The 16,208-nt window shown below is 46.8% G+C and carries 16 protein-coding genes; 7 read left to right on the forward strand and 9 right to left on the reverse strand.

Going from position 1 to position 16,208, the window contains the following annotated elements:
• Positions 1-186 precede the first annotated feature (186 nt).
• Entirely contained in the window at positions 187-651 is a 465-nt protein-coding gene (locus CS948_RS01275; protein WP_099289937.1) for a DUF4268 domain-containing protein, read from the forward strand.
• A gap of 35 nt (positions 652-686) precedes the next feature.
• The gene (locus tag CS948_RS01280; RefSeq protein ID WP_176554859.1) at positions 687-1,793 is read left to right on the forward strand and encodes a pyridoxal phosphate-dependent aminotransferase; all 1,107 of its coding nucleotides are present in this window, start codon (positions 687-689) and stop codon (positions 1,791-1,793) included.
• An 85-nt stretch (positions 1,794-1,878) separates the two neighbouring features.
• On the opposite strand, the gene CS948_RS01285 is transcribed toward CS948_RS01280, so the two are convergent.
• The 4 genes from CS948_RS01285 to CS948_RS01305 form a co-directional block, all read right to left on the reverse strand.
• Entirely contained in the window at positions 1,879-2,391 is a 513-nt protein-coding gene (locus tag CS948_RS01285) for a ParB/RepB/Spo0J family partition protein (protein WP_099289939.1), read from the reverse strand.
• The gene (locus CS948_RS01290; protein WP_099289940.1) at positions 2,378-3,682 is read right to left on the reverse strand and encodes a DUF3440 domain-containing protein; all 1,305 of its coding nucleotides are present in this window, start codon (positions 3,680-3,682) and stop codon (positions 2,378-2,380) included. Before CS948_RS01290 ends, CS948_RS01285 begins: the two co-directional genes overlap by 14 nt.
• A complete protein-coding gene (locus tag CS948_RS01295) occupies positions 3,679-4,074 on the reverse strand; it encodes a hypothetical protein (protein WP_099289941.1) in 396 nt (131 codons plus the stop codon). The genes CS948_RS01290 and CS948_RS01295 overlap by 4 nt, the downstream gene beginning before the upstream one ends.
• A gap of 1,090 nt (positions 4,075-5,164) precedes the next feature.
• Complete coding sequence (locus tag CS948_RS01305; protein WP_099289943.1) at positions 5,165-6,151, reverse strand: aldose epimerase family protein; 987 nt, start codon at positions 6,149-6,151, stop codon at positions 5,165-5,167.
• 170 nt (positions 6,152-6,321) lie between these two features.
• On the opposite strand from CS948_RS01305, the gene CS948_RS01310 reads away from it, so the two are divergent.
• Both CS948_RS01310 and CS948_RS01315 read left to right on the forward strand, forming a co-directional pair.
• On the forward strand, positions 6,322-7,476 hold the full coding sequence (locus tag CS948_RS01310) for a galactokinase (protein ID WP_099289944.1): 1,155 nt from the start codon (positions 6,322-6,324) through the stop codon (positions 7,474-7,476).
• 25 nt (positions 7,477-7,501) lie between these two features.
• Positions 7,502-9,127: a sodium/sugar symporter gene (locus tag CS948_RS01315; RefSeq protein ID WP_099289945.1), complete on the forward strand. Its 1,626-nt coding sequence runs from the start codon at positions 7,502-7,504 to the stop codon at positions 9,125-9,127.
• 39 nt (positions 9,128-9,166) lie between these two features.
• Here the strand turns inward: CS948_RS01315 and CS948_RS01320 are convergent, their stop codons facing one another.
• The 5 genes from CS948_RS01320 to CS948_RS01340 form a co-directional block, all read right to left on the reverse strand.
• Positions 9,167-9,718: a 2-oxoacid:acceptor oxidoreductase family protein gene (locus CS948_RS01320; protein WP_099289946.1), complete on the reverse strand. Its 552-nt coding sequence runs from the start codon at positions 9,716-9,718 to the stop codon at positions 9,167-9,169.
• Between the two features lie 153 nt (positions 9,719-9,871).
• Positions 9,872-10,639 carry a thiamine pyrophosphate-dependent enzyme gene (locus CS948_RS01325; RefSeq protein ID WP_099289947.1) on the reverse strand — a complete coding sequence of 256 codons (768 nt, stop codon included), beginning with the start codon at positions 10,637-10,639 and terminating at the stop codon, positions 9,872-9,874.
• Positions 10,640-10,642: 3 nt separating this feature from the next.
• Positions 10,643-11,731 (reverse strand): 3-methyl-2-oxobutanoate dehydrogenase subunit VorB, encoded by a 1,089-nt coding sequence (locus CS948_RS01330; protein ID WP_099289948.1) that lies wholly within the window; start codon positions 11,729-11,731, stop codon positions 10,643-10,645.
• A gap of 18 nt (positions 11,732-11,749) precedes the next feature.
• Entirely contained in the window at positions 11,750-11,977 is a 228-nt protein-coding gene (locus tag CS948_RS01335; RefSeq protein WP_099289949.1) for a 4Fe-4S binding protein, read from the reverse strand.
• A gap of 211 nt (positions 11,978-12,188) precedes the next feature.
• The gene (locus CS948_RS01340) at positions 12,189-13,502 is read right to left on the reverse strand and encodes a pyridoxal phosphate-dependent aminotransferase (RefSeq protein ID WP_099289950.1); all 1,314 of its coding nucleotides are present in this window, start codon (positions 13,500-13,502) and stop codon (positions 12,189-12,191) included.
• Positions 13,503-13,797: 295 nt separating this feature from the next.
• Here CS948_RS01340 and CS948_RS21420 point away from each other — a divergent pair, with 295 nt between their 5' ends.
• The 3 genes from CS948_RS21420 to CS948_RS01350 all read left to right on the forward strand — a co-directional run bounded on the left by CS948_RS21420 (position 13,798) and on the right by CS948_RS01350 (position 16,158).
• Complete coding sequence (locus tag CS948_RS21420) at positions 13,798-14,031, forward strand: hypothetical protein (RefSeq protein WP_141560854.1); 234 nt, start codon at positions 13,798-13,800, stop codon at positions 14,029-14,031.
• A 106-nt stretch (positions 14,032-14,137) separates the two neighbouring features.
• Positions 14,138-15,367, forward strand: a complete 1,230-nt coding sequence (locus tag CS948_RS01345; protein WP_099290047.1) for an ABC transporter permease — start codon at positions 14,138-14,140, stop codon at positions 15,365-15,367.
• Positions 15,368-15,384: 17 nt separating this feature from the next.
• The gene (locus tag CS948_RS01350; RefSeq protein ID WP_099289951.1) at positions 15,385-16,158 is read left to right on the forward strand and encodes an energy transducer TonB; all 774 of its coding nucleotides are present in this window, start codon (positions 15,385-15,387) and stop codon (positions 16,156-16,158) included.
• The last annotated feature ends 50 nt before the right edge of the window (positions 16,159-16,208 follow it).

Genomic DNA, 16,208 nt, shown 5'->3' on the forward strand with positions numbered 1-16,208 from the left:
GTTTGCTGGCAGCTATGCTGCCGTGGACAAAGCGCCTGCTAGGGTCCATAAACCTTATGAACTTTATGGACTTTATAAACTTTTAACAAACAGGGCGAAAAGCGTTTTGACGCATTCGCCCTGTTGCAAATGACAATTTGCAAACTTTTCCTATATTCGCGGGTAAATAAGGTTAAATCAGGAAAGATGTTCACGAAAGAGGAAGCGAAAGAGATTCGGGTGAAATTCTGGGAGGGCTTCAAGCGTTATTGCAAGCGGAAGCATATTTACCGGAAGTGGGTACTGACGGGGGTGAAAATCCCGTCGGTACAACTGAAGTTTTATGTCGATAGGGAAAAGGCTTTGGTGTTATTCCAGATTGACCACAGGAACGAGTTGCGTCGGTTCGAGGTGTACGAGTGTATGTTGTCATATCAAACTCTGTTTCGGGCGGAATGCGGCGAAGAGTTGAAATGGGAAGAGGAGTACACCGGAGTCGAGGGACAGAAGGTGAGTGCTATTTATTTCGAGTTGTCGGGGGTGAATCTTTACCGGACGGAAGATCATGAACGGATATACGCTTTCTTTGCGGAGAAGATGCCCTTGCTGGAAGATCTTTATTACGAGTACCGGGATTTGATTAACGAGAGGTTGAAGGATTCGAGATTTTAGATTTACGATTGAAGGATTTAAGAAATAATATGACAATGAAAATCAACAAGAGTGGGGCGGTGCTTTCCCGTATAGTACAGTTGGGCGAGACGCTGAAAGAGCTTTCCCGGAAGAACGGGAAGGAGTATTTACCGTTGAACAGGGGTGTGAATCAAGTGGTAAATATCGACTTGACGGAAGTCGTGAAAGGTATTGATTTCAATTCGCCGGAAATACAGGTGTACCCGCATGGTGCCGGGCGACCGGAGTTGCGGGCGGCGATAAACGATGAGTTTTTCATGGGGAAGTCTTCCCCGGATAATATATTGATTACGGCGGGCGGAATGCATGCGCTTGATCTGGTGGCGCAGACGGTAAATATCGGACGGTTGTATCTGCCGACTTATTACTGGGGGTGTTATTTCAAGATGTTGAAGATTCGCGGTATCGAGAGTGTGGGGTATGATAATCAGTCCGATTTGACGGGAATGATTGACGAGTTACGGGGAAATGCCGTGTTGATCAGTGATCCGAGTAATCCGCTTGGCGATAAGCACGACGACGGGGAGCAATTGGCTATTATCAGCGCGTTGAACGATGCAGGGGTGGTTGTGTTTCACGATTGCCCGTACCGCCGCCTGTACATGGATGCTACCGATGATTATTATACGAGGTTGATAAACATGGAGAACGTGATTATCACGGAGAGTTTCAGCAAGTCCGTGGGGTTAAGCGGGCAGCGGTTAGGTTTCGTGCATACTTGCAACAAGGAGTTGCACGACGAATTGGAAGTGCGCGTAATGTATAACACGAACGGGATTAACGGTTTCGCTCAGGAACTGGTGTTGCGTTTGTTGACAACACCGGAGGGACGTGCCGCCGTGACGGCTTTCAAGGAACGTACGACACGTGATATCGCCTTGAATATCGATTATTTGCGGGAGCGGGGTTTTCTTGCCGAAGAATTTTATCATGGAACGAGCCCGCGAGGTATTTTCGTTATCGTGAATCGTGGTGAACAGGAGTTAATGGATCATTACATCGGGGCGGTGGGACTTGATTTCTTCACGAAGACAAAACAGGAGTACGCGAAGGGCTTTGCCCGGATTTGCGTGTCCGTGCCGCACGAGAAGCTCGTGAAGTACTTTAATGAAATTCAGTGATTCCAGCCGCACGGGGTGGTAATTTGCGTGTACGCCCCGTGCGGCTGGAATCACTGAATCGTCAATCATAAATCACTAAATCAATTCAGTCTTCTTTCGTCAGCGTGAACTCCTTGTCGGCAAAGAGTTCCGCAAGTCCCGATATCTGTTTCAAACGTAGAAGTTCATCTTTATCCATACCGATGTTGCGGAGAATCCAGCTGTCGGACATGCCGGCTTTCGTGAGTTCTGTCACGATTTCGGTCATCAGTTCTATGCTGTGGGTGCCGCGGGCGCGATTGTGGCGGATGGTCGATGCCATACGGTTGGAAATATCCTTGTCGATAACCACGACGGGGAGCATACCGTGTTCGCGCTCGTAGATGCGTTGCGAGGTTTTCATGACCTTGTAGCGATGGTAGCCGTCCACCAGCTCGTAGATGTCTTTTTCCGGGATGTAATAGCATACAACGGGCATAGTATAGCCATCTTCCCAGATGGAGAGTTCCAACAGGCTCATTTCCGGCGGGGCAACTACGTTCGGGTTGTACGAGTTGGCGACGACTTTGTCGATGGGTACGGGTATTACCTTGTAAACGGGGCTGTTAAAGTTTTCCATAGCTGTCCATTAATGCTTTATATTTATTCATGACGCGTTTGCGACGGTCGTTCTCGGTTTTATTCATAGCGAATCCCATGTACTTGCAGGCGTGGTCGTTCTTCAAGATACAGATGCACATCCTTTTGAACGTGGGAAGTTCTTTGAACTCGGGGATATTCACGTCATCTTGATATTCCATGCGCACGGGTTTCTTGTCGGTCTTGTAATTCGTGCTTTCAGCGACCGTGATGGGGATACCCATCCGACGTAATTTGGCGATGGTTTCTTCTGCAAGGCATCCTCCCTTCTTGCGCCAGAATTCCATGCTCGTGGAGAGTTTGTTCAAGTAATTCTGGCGGGTTTCTTCCGGCAGGGTACAGAGCAGGAATTTCATGTATTCAGCCCATGTCATGCCTTCGGGGAGGGTGATGGATTGCCATCCCATGGCGGTGGTGCCGCCATATATGCCGGTGAAATTCACCCCGTTCACGCGGCTGACCATTTTACCCCACGTGTCGGGATCGATTGCCCGGTAGAGTTTCAAGCTGGGTAATGCCTGCGAGATGAACGGGCTTGCCACGCGCTGGCGTTCGAGCGGAACCCCGGCTTGGTAGTATAAGTCGTAAAGGTGGTTGTAGTCCCAGCCGTGCTTGCCGTTCGCCGTCCATATATCTGTGGTTTGCCAGTCGAATATGGGGTAAGCATTGTAAATGCCTTTGCTAATCCGGTGAGTCCATTTCAAGTGCTTGTAACTGTGGTAATTTCTGGCTCCATGTATTGCCTGCCAGCGATGGTAGCTTTCCTGCGTGCGGATACCGATCAGACAGCAAACGCGCTCGACTCCTTTTTGTCGATATATCCATTCCGCGAATTTGTTCTGGTAGTCATAGTCCCACATGTCTTCTGTGTAGAAATCAAAGTCTTCTTTCCGGTAACAGTCTTGTGGCATTTCCCTCACCCAAAGGTGTCGTAAATCATCTTCCCACGGGCGCCAGAAACGCTGGTGCATGGAGGTACAGGTGGATACCTTGAAGGGAATACATACCCGGTAAACTTCCAGTAAATCGGGATTGTCAGCTAAAGCTCGGTCCACGTAACGAATGGTTTCTTGGTATTGTACCTCGTAGTCCATGTGAAACACCCCGAGTTTTCGCTTCAACCTGTGTTGACGGATATAATCGATACACAGGTTTAATAGAACTCCGCTATCCTTCCCACCGGAGAAGGAAACGTAGACATAATCGAAGTCGGAGAATATCCGCTCCAATCGTGCCTGTACAGCGTCATATACACTTCTGGCTTTTCTCATTTCGGTTCGTGTATCATCTTTACATACAGTTTCCATTCTTTCTTGACGGTAAAGCCACACGCGCGGAATGTATCCGCGTGGGGAGTGTGGGAAATCACGTACAAGGGTTTTTCCCCGGAAAATTCGTCGATCGCTTTCCGGGCAAACATGGATAACAGCGTGGTATTTTCACCGGACACGTAATAGTTGTCGATGCATACGCACGAGTCTTTCACTTCGACGGGCATAAAGCCGCATACTTTTTCCTCTTCCAATGCCACGAACCACACGTGGTGGTTGGAGGTTTTGAAAGGATAATTGTTGTTCTGGCGGAGCACGGGAGGGCTCATCACCAGTGGAGCCACGAGTTGATACAACCGGGTTGACGTTCCATGTAATTTTTCTATATTCATTGCCGAACTCTTTCTGGCAAATTTAATAAAGATTGGCAATGATTCAAAATGATGGTAAAAAAACCTTTCAATGAAATATTTACCGGGTATTTGGCGAGTGCCGGAGAGGTCTGGAGGTGTGCAGTATTCTTTTTTGAAAGTGAGATTGACTTCTTTTAGGCTGTGCGGCTATGTGTTCGTTTGTTTTCAATGTGAAATAATCGTGTCCGTTTCCGGCGTAAATTTGTTCATTTTGATAGGGTGTGAAATACCCCGTATTTTTATATCCATGCTCCATAATATTCGTAGAAATAAAATTCACCGACAGTGAATGATGCCTGTGGTTTTCCAAGTCGCGTGATAAAAAATAAACCGGGAAGTTATTGTGTTGTGCAATAAACTTCCCGATCGGTGTATAGTTCAAATTAAAGTATCCTTAAAAATGGTGGAAGACCCTAGCAATCTTCCACCGTACTCTCTGTCTTTGCTTTACACCAACTCAGCATCACGCCGATTTTTGAAAATTCTAGTTTGTCTGAAAGTGGATATTCATTTCACTTCATGCTTTTAACAGTTTGAGTCAAAACTATGACATATCCCGAAAGTAACGGGAATAAGCGGCAATTTCCGTGTAAAGTCAATGTAACAAAGAACGCCCTTTTGACAAAATAGTGTCAATATTGGATAACAAAGAAACAAATAATTTTTGTTATTCGCAACAATAAGCATATAAAATTGTCAATATTCGGCATTTTTTTTTAGTGAGGGGTATTGTTTATCTTAACGTGTAATTGTTGTGCTTGATGGTTTTGTGTTTGATATATAGTTGCTTGTGTGAAATTGGAAGTGTTCGTTTTGTTACACGAATGTATTTGATAAAATTAAGAATTTTCCTTGAATAGATTAGTGTAATATTGGAATATTGTATTTGTTTTTTGTATTGCCTATTTGACTGAACGGTTGAATCTCGAAAATTATCAACATGTGAAGGTGCGGTATGAGCGTTATTTCGCTCGGGAGGACGATAATCTATCCATAATCCAGAATAATACCGTCTGGTATGCCTTGTCTTGTTCGGACATGAGTGCGTTTATTTTTAAGTCTGTTTTTCTTATACGTTAAAGCAGTTGAACGAGTAAACCGTTTTATGACGATACACCTCGCCCGGCTTGAGTAATGTCGCGGGGAACGAGGGATGATGAGGACTGTCGGGGAACATTTGTGTTTCTAGGGCAATGCCCGAATAAGCCCCGTAATGTTTACCGTTTTTACCGTTTGGTACGTTGATGTGTTTGCCGGTATATACTTGCAGTCCGGGGTAGTCGGATAGAATGGTGAGCGTGATCCCGTTTTTCGGGTGGGACAATTCAGCCATGAGTTGCGGAACCCCTAGATCCCCGTACACGTAGCAATCGTCCAACCCGTCTTCCTGTAAGGCAAGGAAAAGCGGTTTGTTGAAATTGAAAGCGTACTTGTTTTCTGCAGGGAGGATATTGCCCGTGGGAATCAAGTCGGGAGTTGTTTCGAGATAACGTTGGGAATACAGGCGTAACTCGTGGTTTCCGATATTCTCGTCATCCGGTTTGAGGTTGAAGTAAGGGTGTTGCGTGAGGTTCACGTGAGTGGCTTTATCGCAGGTCGCCTCGTGAATGACCCGAAACACGTTTTGTTCTATCGAGTACCGTACGGTGACATCCAATGTCCCGGGGAAACCTCCCTCTCCGTCTTGATCGGTAAGGCGAAGGAGCAAGTGTTCGTCATCCGGTTGCTCGACATTCCAAATTCGCTTGTCAAATCCTGCCGAACCGCTATGCAGGCAATTCCCGTTGTCGTTTTTATCTAAAGAGAATGTTTGCCCGTTTATTTCAAAAGCGGCATCTTTTATCCGGTTACCATAGCGTCCGATAAGTGCGCCGAAATACGGGTAATTATTCAGGTATGCGGGCTCGGCGTATTGTTCGACAGTATCGAACCCGAGTACGACGTCCGTCTGCTTCCATTTGCAATCACGGACAAATAGATTTTTGATGATTCCACCGAGGTTACAGACATGAATCTCAAGGCACTCGTTTTTCAAGATATATTCTTTCAGTTTCATGGTTCGTGATTTTTATCGAGTCATAAAAGTAAGCAATAGACGACGATTTTCATTCATGTACCGTCAAAATTTTAAAGAAAATACTTTAACTTTGTAAACAATGGTCGTGCAAAAGCTGTCAAAGCTCTTGTTGCGTGTCATTTTAAACTCTAAATTTTAAATTCTACACCATGGATACAAGCGTGTTGGAACAGAGATTTCAAGAGATATACGGGGGAAAGGCGGAACATCTTTATTTTGCCCCCGGACGGGTGAATCTGATCGGAGAACATATTGATTATAACGGGGGACGGGTGTTCCCTTGTGCCTTGAGTTTCGGGACTTATTTATCGGTCGCCCGTCGGGGTGACCGTAAAAGCGGTTTTGCCAGTATGAATCTGCCGTATCAAGGCGTGTTGGATGAAAGTGCTTTCACGGGTAAACTGAACGAGTGGGTGAAATATCCCTTGGGCGTCATGAAAGAATTTGCGAACCGGGGATTCAACCCGTGGGGTTTCGATATATTGTATTTCGGGGATATTCCCGGTGGTGCGGGGCTATCTTCTTCCGCCTCGATGGAGGTGGTGACGGCGTATATGCTGAATGATCTGCTAGGAGCGAATTTAGACACGGTCGAGCTGGTAAAAATGTCCCAGCACGCGGAAAACGATTTCGTGGGGATGAATTGCGGGATTATGGACCAGTTTGCCGTGGGAATGGGAAAGAAGGAACATGCCATTGCGCTGGATTGTGCCACCTTGGATTACGATTTGATACCCTTGAATATTAACGGTTACAAATTAGTGATCACCAACTCGAACAAGAATCACGATTTGGTGACTTCCAAATATAACGAACGGAGAAGCGAGTGCGAACAAGCGTTGGCGGCTATCAACCGGGAGGTGAAAACCGCTCACCTTTGCGATCTCAGTCCCGTGGCATTCGAGAAACTGGCGTATCTTATGCCGAACGATACGGTGTATAGAAGGGCTCGCCACGCCGTGACGGAAAACGAACGGGTAAACGAGGCGATCGAGGTGCTCCAAAAAGGTGATCTGACTCGCTTCGGGCAATTGATGAACGACTCGCATCGTTCGTTGAAAGAGGATTACGAGGTCACTGGCAGGGAGATGGATTTTTTGGCAGAAGAGGGGCAGAAACTGCCCGGTGTGTTGGGTTCCCGTATCACGGGCGGCGGTTTCGGCGGTTGCACGGTGAGCCTTGTGCAAGAGGATAACGTGCAGGATTTTATCGAGAGGCTTGCCGGGATTTACCATGACAAGATCGGTTTGAATGCCGAGTTCTACGTGGCGGATATCGGCGACGGGGTGCGGAAAGTTTACTAAAGTACAAACCTAAATAATTGGAAAGATGTTGAACACGAATTTTGAATTCTGGGATTATCTCATTTTCGGGCTATATGCCGTTATGATTATTGCCGTGGGTTTGTGGGTTTCGAGGGGAAAGAAAGGCGTACAAAAGACAACGGAGGATTATTTCCTCGCTAGTAAATCATTGCCGTGGTGGGCTATCGGGGCTTCTCTGATAGCGGCTAATATCTCTGCCGAGCAGTTTATCGGGATGTCCGGTTCGGGCTTTGCCGTGGGGTTGGCTATTGCTTCCTACGAGTTTATGGCCGCCTTGACGTTGATTATCGTGGGTAAGTTTTTCCTGCCTGTTTTTATCAAGCAAGGGTTATACACCATCCCGGAGTTCGTGGAGAAGCGTTTTTCCAAGAATTTGAAAACGATACTTGCCGTTTTTTGGATTGCTTTGTTTGTTTTCGTCAACTTGACATCCGTGCTTTTTCTCGGGGCAAAAGCGATAGACACGATTATTGGTACGGGCAACGGGGACTTGTTTATCCCTTCCATCGTGTGCCTTGCTTTCGTGGCGGCCGCTTATTCCATATACGGGGGACTGTCGGCAGTGGCTTGGACGGATGTGATTCAAGTCGCTTTATTGATTATCGGCGGTGTGATTACAACTTTGATAGCCTTGGATAACGTGTTGCCCGGCGGCGGAGTGGTGGAAGGCTTCAAGCACGTGGTGGATACGGCAGAGGACAAGTTTCACATGATTATTTCCAAGGATAACCCGGAATTTAAGAACTTGCCCGGAATCGCCGTTCTGGTAGGAGGTCTGTGGGTAGCGAATTTGTATTACTGGGGGTTCAATCAATATATCATCCAGCGTACACTGGCGGCGAAATCATTAAAGGAAGCCCAGAGGGGAATAGCTTTCGCGGCATTCTTGAAATTGATCGTTCCGTTGATAGTGGTTATTCCGGGCATCGTGGCTTTCGTGATGTACACGGAGACAAAAGATCCCTCGGTAACGGTGATGTTCGAGATGACGGGTGGTAATGACAAGGCTTACCCGTGGCTGATCGGAACTTTCGTTCCCACGGGATTAAAAGGATTGGTTCTCGCGGCTTTGGCGGCGGCGATCGTGTCTTCGTTGGCTTCCATGTTAAATTCCACGTCTACCATTTTCACGATGGATATTTATAAACCTTACATAAATCACGGTGCTTCTCACGAGAAGTTGGTAAACGTGGGACGGTTAACTGCTGCCGCGGCTTTGATTATAGCCGGTTTTATCGCTCCTTTGATGGCGAATTTCGATCAGATGTTTGTGTATATTCAAGAGTACACGGGATTGGTGAGCCCCGGTATTCTGGCAGTGTTCCTGATGGGATTGTTCTGGAAGAAAACGACCAACCGGGGAGCCATTATCGGGGTGCTGGTTTCTATCCCGGTAGCGTTGTTGCTGAAATTTTTGCCGATACAAATGCCATTCCTCGATCAGATGATGTACACCTTCCTGTTGACGATGGTAACAATCGGTATGGTTAGTCTGGCAACCTGTGAAACCGACGATGACCCGAAAGGCTTGGTGTTGACTTCCGAGTTATTCAAAACAGATAAAGTATTTAATATCTGTGCCTATATTATCTGTATTCTTTTGGCGGTGATATATACGTTGTGCTGGTAGGAGAGAATTAAAAAGCCCCGCCGGAGCGGGGCTTTGTTTTTATAGTTGGTTTACAACTTCAACGTTGTCCATTCCCATTTGAATAGCCTCGATGTTCATCGGGATCATCTTGTGGTGACGGGCGGGCAATGATTTTGCTAACCCTTTTTCCACGTTATCCAATTTCACGATCGGTTTTACTTTCAAGAAGCCACCGAGAACGATCATGTTGAATACTTTCGGGTTACCTTTTTCAGCCGCGATGGCTGTTCCCTCGATTTTGTAGATGTTGATATCTTTTCTCGTGGGATTGTGGGTAATACCGTTCGGGTCGTAGATCAAGACACCACCGGGTTTTACCATGCTCTCAAACTTATCCATTGATTGTTGGTTAAGAATGATGGCAGTATCATATTTGGTTAAGATCGGGGAGCTGATGCGCTCGTCACTCAGGATGACGGTTACGTTGGCAGTACCACCGCGCATTTCAGGACCGTAAGACGGCATCCATGCCACCTCTTGATCTTGCATAATTCCGGAGTAAGCGAGAATTTTTCCCATGGAAAGAACTCCTTGCCCACCGAATCCTGCTATAATGATTTCTTCTGTCATAATTAGTAAATTGAAAATTGAAAATTGAAAATTGAAAATGATGATTGACAATCTTCAAGTTTCTTGTTATTGTTTTAATTCGTCTAATTTGTAAACTGCGATTGAAAATTGAAAGTTGAAGGATATTCATTTTCAATTTTCAATTCTGCATTTTCAATTATCTTTGATGTCTCCTAACTGGTATTTCGGGAACATGTTGTCAACCATCCACTTGTTGGCGTCAACCGGGGTCATTTTCCAACCGGAGTTACAAGTACCGACGATTTCCACGAAAGAAGTACCTTTTTCTTTCCGGGTATTCTCGAATGCTTTGCGGATAGCGGCTTTTGCTTTGCGCACGTTAGCCGGGGTATGTACCGACTGACGGGTTACATAGCAAGTTCCGTCCAATTGAGCGAGTAATTCGGTCAATTTCATCGGGAATCCGTTCAACTTGGCGTCACGTCCGTAAGGAGTGGTAGCGGTAACCTGTCCCAAAAGGGTGGTCGGTGCCATTTGTCCCCCGGTCATACCGTAGATAGCGTTGTTGATAAAGATCACCACGATGTTTTCACCACGGTTGCAAGCGTGCATGATTTCCCCGCATCCGATAGATGCCAAGTCACCGTCACCTTGGTACGTGAACACGTAACGATCCGGGTGAACGCGGCTGATTCCGGTAGCAACGGCAGGTGCGCGACCGTGGGCTGCTTCCGCCCAGTCAATGTCCAAATAATTGTAAGCGAGTACGGAACATCCTACCGGAGATACACCGATGGTCTTGTCCTGAATACCCATTTCTTCGATCACTTCCGCCAAGATTTTGTGAACCACGCCATGGGAACATCCCGGGCAGTAGTGCATCACGTTGTCGGTAAGCACGGGAGTTTTCTTGTAAACAATATTCTCCTCTTTTATTATATCTTTTAATTCTACTGACATAGCTTATGCTCCTATAATTTGTTTTTCAAGTGCTTCAACGATCTCTTCCGGTGTCGGGATCACACCCCCGAAACGTCCGTAGTGTTCTACCGGGATGTCATGGTTTGCCACGTTCAATCGAACGTCTTCAATCATTTGTCCGGCACTCATCTCTACAGTCAAGATACCTTTAACTTGTTTTGACAGGCGAGCCACTTCTTTTTTCGGGAAAGGATAAAGCGTGATCGGGCGAAGGATACCCACTTTGATTCCTTTTTCACGACACAGTTGTACGGCCTTTTGGCAAATACGGGAAGCTGATCCGTAAGCCACGAGCAGGTAGTCTGCATCCTCGCATTGGATCTCCTCGAAGCGAACGTCGTTCTCTTCCATTTCCTTGTATTTAGCCTGAAGTTTGTGGTTGAACTTTTCTTGTTTGTAAGAGTCAAGTTCAAGAGAAGTAACCGTGTTGTGGTAACGATGCGGTTTCTTTCCGGTCAATGCCCAACTATCGGACATTTTTTCGATCTCTTCCTCTGTCCAGCGAGCTTTGGGTTCGCTCAATTGAACTTTTTCCATCATCTGTCCGATAACACCGTCGGCAAGGATCATGGCGGGATTGCGATATTTGAAAGCGAGGTCAAATCCAAGACCCACGAAATCATTCATTTCTTGCACGGAAGCGGGAGCAAGCACGATCAAGTGATAGTCACCATGACCACCACCTTTGGTTGCTTGGAAATAGTCACTCTGTGCCGGTTGGATGGTTCCCAATCCTGGGCCTCCGCGTACAACGTTCACGACCAGACACGGTAACTCGGCTCCTGCCAAGTACGTGAGTGCTTCTTGCATTAGCGACATACCGGGGCTGGATGAAGATGTCATAGCTTTTTTACCGCAAGCGGCGGCACCGTATACCATGTTGATGGAGGCCAATTCACTCTCGGCCTGCAACACAACCATTCCTGTTTCCTCCCACGGTTTGCGTGCCATGAGAGTTTCCATGACTTCGGATTGCGGGGTAATAGGATAACCGTAGTATGCGTCACATCCGCAACGGATTGCGGCCTCGGCTATTACCTCATTCCCTTTCATTAATTTTACTTCTGCCATTTTTGGTAGTTTTTATTCTTATTCTACATTCATTTTGTAAACGGTAATTACCGAGTCAGGGCATACCAGCGCACAGCTGGCACATCCAATACATGCTTCCGGATTTACCATCTCGGAGTAGTTGTATCCTTTACCGTTTACCTCTTTTGCCAAAGCAAGAGTTTTGGTAGGACACGCGACCACGCAAAGGTTGCATCCTTTACATTTTTCTTTGTCAACGACGACAGCGCCTCTAAATTTTGCCATAATTGAATAATAGGTTATGATTTATAAATAAATTCTCTATTTCTCTTCTAGTTTGTAACGCATTTACGGGATAAAATTACAAACTTAAATTGAATCTTGAAATAGTTTGTTACCATTTTAACATTGTTTTGCTTTTATCCCGAAATTGTTTTCTTTCAAGGCTTGAATCAATTGAAAATTGAAAGTTGAAAATTCAATTCTCCATTTTCAATTATTTGTGGTCCGCGGCGAAACGTTTCAACCGGTCTTCTAGGTCGGGCATGCGTTCGAGTCCCGTTTGGGATACGCAAGCGCGCAAACCTTGTTTTTTTGAGCCGGTATCCCGCAACGGAATCGCGGATATGCCATAATACAGGATTGCTTTTGCCAACTCGCCACCGGAGAATCCCGGGTAAATCAGCGTGAAGTAGAATCCGTCGGCAATCGGTTCCTCCAGATCCCGATCGTACACGATCTCGAAACCGTATTTGGTAAAGAGTGTTTTCATGGCGTTAGCCCGCTCGGCGTATTCCCGTACCCCGTCGAGGATGTTGATGCGCCCCTCGTTGGCAGCTTTCAGTATTGCAGCCATGGCGTACTGGCAGGAGTGGGTGGTTCCGGATGACAGGGTATAGATGATGCGGTTTACAATCGTGTACCCGAGTGTACCCATTCCCCCGAAACGGTCGTGCAGGTTGTCGTACTTGCGGTTGTAAAGGGCGTCGGAAATACACATGATACCCAGACGTTGTCCCGCGTAGCTGAATAATTTCGAACCGGAGATCATCACGATATAGTTGTCCGTGTATTTGCCGACTGTGGCTTGGAACGGGGCCTTGCCCGGTACGGAAAGATCACGGCGGAAGTCCATGGCGAAGTAAGCGAGGTCTTCCAGCACGATCACGTCATACTTGGTGGCGAGTTCCCCGATAATTTTCAACTCTTCGTCCGTGAAGCAAATCCACGCCGGGTTGTTCGGGTTACTGTACAGGATGGCGGAAATATTTCCCTTGGAGAGGTGTTCTTCCAGTTTCTCCCGGAGTTTTTCCCCGCGGTAGTTGTACACGTCGAATGACTCGAACGGTTTACCGATGACTTGCATCTGTGTTTTCTGCACGGGAAAGCCGGGATCGATGAAGAGCACGGTGTCTTTTCCCTTCTTGCATTCGGTCACTGCCATAAAGGCGGCGAAACAGGCTTGCATGGAACCCACCGTGGGAATGATGCCTTCCGGTTTGATGTCAATGTCCATGAAGTTTTTCACGAACTTGGAACCTTCTTCCTTGAATTCCTTGTGTCCTTCCAGCATGGGATAGAATTGGGCACATCCGGCACGTAAAGCCTCTATTTCGGCGTCAATACCGATCTTCGAGGGTGCCAATCCCGGTACACCCATTTCCATGCGGATGAATTTTTCCCCGCATTCGGCTTCAACCATGTTTACAACTTTCACGATGTCGCGTATCGTGGCATCTTCCATGTCACGGATCCCGCACGCTTCCAGCTTCCGGTCAACGATTTGTTTGTCAATTAGATTATTCTGCATGATTATATTTTATATGATTTATTCTCATTCTTTTAGCATGTACGCGAGTTTAATAAAAAATTGTCATTTAATATCCCGAAATCGTTTTAAATTTGAAGCCATCGGAGTAATTTAGTTTGATTCTGTAAAGGAGGGGTAGACGTGGCGCGTGTTTGCCCTATCTTCTCCGGCTCCTTTCTCTACCTTAAAAAGCTTTCATTAACAAACTAACTTCAAAGCATGAACGTTCGTTTACGTTCATGGTACGTTCATGATACGTTCATGATACGTTCATGCTTCGAAGATGAGGTAGAGTATGGGTAGACTAGGGGTAAACCCACGGTTATCCTATGGTAATTCTACCTCAACTTTCTTGCAGGCTACTTCCGGAGAGCTTTCAGCCCCCTTGGGGACGGATGGTGTAAGAGTGGTAAAACGAGGGGGTAAGCGGGAAAAGGCAGGATTACGGTGGGATAACCGTGGAAACGGGGTTGAATCGTTCTGTACAAAAATTGTTTCGGGTGCGGAAATAATCGGGGCAAGTTTTTGAATCTGTTATTGTTTTCGTAGTTTCGCGTAATTAAAACCGGAAGATTGAAATATTGATATGGGTTTTGGCTTCATTTTCAATTTTCAATTTTCAATTTTCAATTGTTATGAATCTGGAATGGTATATTGCGCGTAGGTTGTTGAAAGGGGACGCGATGAAGTCCGTGTCGGTGCCGATCGTGAAGATCGCTATCGTGGGTATCGCGTTGGGATTGTGCGTGATGTTGTTGTCGTTGTTCATTATCACCGGGTTCAAGCAGGAGATCACGGAAAAGTTATCGGGTTTCACCGCGCATCTGAACGTGCAGCCTTTTATGCCCGGTTCAACGGGAGATGAGGGCGTTATTCGGGGGGCGGACTCGCTGATGACGGAATTGAAACGGGTTGAGGGGGTGAAGGACGTGTACGGGTATATCGAGAAGCCTGCTATATTCAAGAGCAAGGAGGAGATTCACGGGATTGTGCTGAAAGGGGTGGATGCGGGTTATGATGCGGCTTTTTTTCAACGGAATTTGAAGGAGGGGATGTTTCCGGATTTTTCAACGGAGACGACCTCGAATGACATATTGATTTCCCGCTCTGTCGCTTCCATGCTAGGTTTGGGGTTGGGCGACCGGGTGACGTCGCATTTCGTGCAGGAACCGCCTCGGGCACGGGTGTTCACGGTAGCGGGTATATACGACACCGGGTTCAAGGAGTATGACGACGTGATGGTCGTGGCGGATGTCCGGCATCTGGCTCGTTTGAACGGTTGGAAAGCGGGAGAGGTGTCAAAGATTGCCGTGGAGTTGGACGACGTGGAACAGGTGAATGAAATGGCGGAGAAGGTGGACGACTTGCTTGACGAGCTGGGATGGTATTGCGAGGTGCGGACGCTTGCCGACGAGGCACCGCAGATTTTTGACTGGCTGGCGTTGTTGAACATGAACGTGTGGGTGATTTTGCTCCTGATCGTGACGGTGGCGGGATTTAATATGGTATCCGGTCTGTTGATTTTAATATTGGATAAGACAACATTTATCGGTATCATGAAAGCGTTGGGATACAAAAATGTATCTTTGCGTAAGTTGTTCCTTTATATTTCAGCCGGGTTGATTGCCCGAGGGATGTTGTGGGGCAACGTGTTGGCATTTGTGCTGGCAGGTGTACAGGCGGCTTGTAACGTGATACATCTCGATCCGGTGACTTATTACATGGATACAGTGCCTGTAAATTTCAGTATCGGGTACGTGATTTTGTTGAATGCGGGAGTGATAGCCGTGACGGTGCTGATGCTGGTGATCCCCACGATGCTGATTTCCAAGATCAGTCCGGTGAAGGCGATAAAATTTGAGTGAGATATTATATATGTATTATGGGAAAACGAATTGATTTTTCTGGGCTGAAAGAATCTTTGCTGTGCTGGCTGGACGAGCATCGCCACGGGGTGATGGGGACGGTGATATTTCATCTGTTGGTGGCGATTTGTCTGGTGAGTATGGGGATATCCCAGTTGGAGAATCACGTGGAGATGGAGATCGAGTTGGATATGCCGGAGCCGGAAATTATTCAGCAGAAACAGGAGGAGATCAAGAAGAAAGAGGAGGTGGCTCGCCAGAGTGCGGATGAAGAGGTGGAGAGGATGTTGCGTTCGATGGCGGTAAATGAAGACGCGGTGAAAAGTAATGAGGCGTCGGAGTCGCACGAGCGGATAGAGGAATATATCAACGAGATACAGGAAGAATTGCGGGGGGATTACGGGGATCGTTACAAGGCGGAGAAAAATAAACATTTCAAGGAGGATAGTATTCGTTTTAGCCGGGACGAGAAGCAGAGGCTGTTGGATTCGTTGCAATCCACGGTGTACGTGGGGAAGAGTAGCGTGTCTTATAATATCAAGGGGCGTTACAAGACTTATTTGCCGATTCCGGTTTACAAGTGTGAATTCGGGGGGAAGGTGGTTGTTGCCGTGGTGGTAAACCGACAAGGGCGGGTGTTAAAAGCCGAGGTCGTGGATAAGGAATCAAATCAGGATAGTAATTTACGGGAAGTGGCGGTAGACGCTGCATTGCGGTCTGAGTTCAATGCAGACGCGAGTGCCCCGGAAAGGCTGGCTGGAACGATTACTTATAACTTCGTGAAACAGTGAAGGGAATTTATGATTTTGGATTTATGATTTTAGATTGAAAGATTTTGGAT

Origin of the sequence: Butyricimonas sp. Marseille-P3923 (genome assembly GCF_900184685.1) — a bacterium.
Taxonomy (GTDB): domain Bacteria; phylum Bacteroidota; class Bacteroidia; order Bacteroidales; family Marinifilaceae; genus Butyricimonas; species Butyricimonas muris.

Coding starts and splice junctions, on each gene's coding strand:
- CS948_RS01340 (WP_099289950.1), bottom strand. CDS start 13,502: ATGCAGAATAATCTAATTGACAAACAAATCGTTGACCGGAAGCTGGAA.
- CS948_RS01320 (WP_099289946.1), bottom strand. CDS start 9,718: ATGACAGAAGAAATCATTATAGCAGGATTCGGTGGGCAAGGAGTTCTT.
- CS948_RS01275 (WP_099289937.1), top strand. CDS start 187: ATGTTCACGAAAGAGGAAGCGAAAGAGATTCGGGTGAAATTCTGGGAG.
- CS948_RS01280 (WP_176554859.1), top strand. CDS start 687: ATGAAAATCAACAAGAGTGGGGCGGTGCTTTCCCGTATAGTACAGTTG.
- CS948_RS01315 (WP_099289945.1), top strand. CDS start 7,502: ATGTTGAACACGAATTTTGAATTCTGGGATTATCTCATTTTCGGGCTA.
- CS948_RS01305 (WP_099289943.1), bottom strand. CDS start 6,151: ATGAAACTGAAAGAATATATCTTGAAAAACGAGTGCCTTGAGATTCAT.
- CS948_RS01310 (WP_099289944.1), top strand. CDS start 6,322: ATGGATACAAGCGTGTTGGAACAGAGATTTCAAGAGATATACGGGGGA.
- CS948_RS21420 (WP_141560854.1), top strand. CDS start 13,798: ATGGGTAGACTAGGGGTAAACCCACGGTTATCCTATGGTAATTCTACC.
- CS948_RS01295 (WP_099289941.1), bottom strand. CDS start 4,074: ATGAATATAGAAAAATTACATGGAACGTCAACCCGGTTGTATCAACTC.
- CS948_RS01350 (WP_099289951.1), top strand. CDS start 15,385: ATGGGAAAACGAATTGATTTTTCTGGGCTGAAAGAATCTTTGCTGTGC.
- CS948_RS01325 (WP_099289947.1), bottom strand. CDS start 10,639: ATGTCAGTAGAATTAAAAGATATAATAAAAGAGGAGAATATTGTTTAC.
- CS948_RS01345 (WP_099290047.1), top strand. CDS start 14,138: ATGAATCTGGAATGGTATATTGCGCGTAGGTTGTTGAAAGGGGACGCG.
- CS948_RS01290 (WP_099289940.1), bottom strand. CDS start 3,682: ATGAGAAAAGCCAGAAGTGTATATGACGCTGTACAGGCACGATTGGAG.
- CS948_RS01335 (WP_099289949.1), bottom strand. CDS start 11,977: ATGGCAAAATTTAGAGGCGCTGTCGTCGTTGACAAAGAAAAATGTAAA.
- CS948_RS01285 (WP_099289939.1), bottom strand. CDS start 2,391: ATGGAAAACTTTAACAGCCCCGTTTACAAGGTAATACCCGTACCCATC.
- CS948_RS01330 (WP_099289948.1), bottom strand. CDS start 11,731: ATGGCAGAAGTAAAATTAATGAAAGGGAATGAGGTAATAGCCGAGGCC.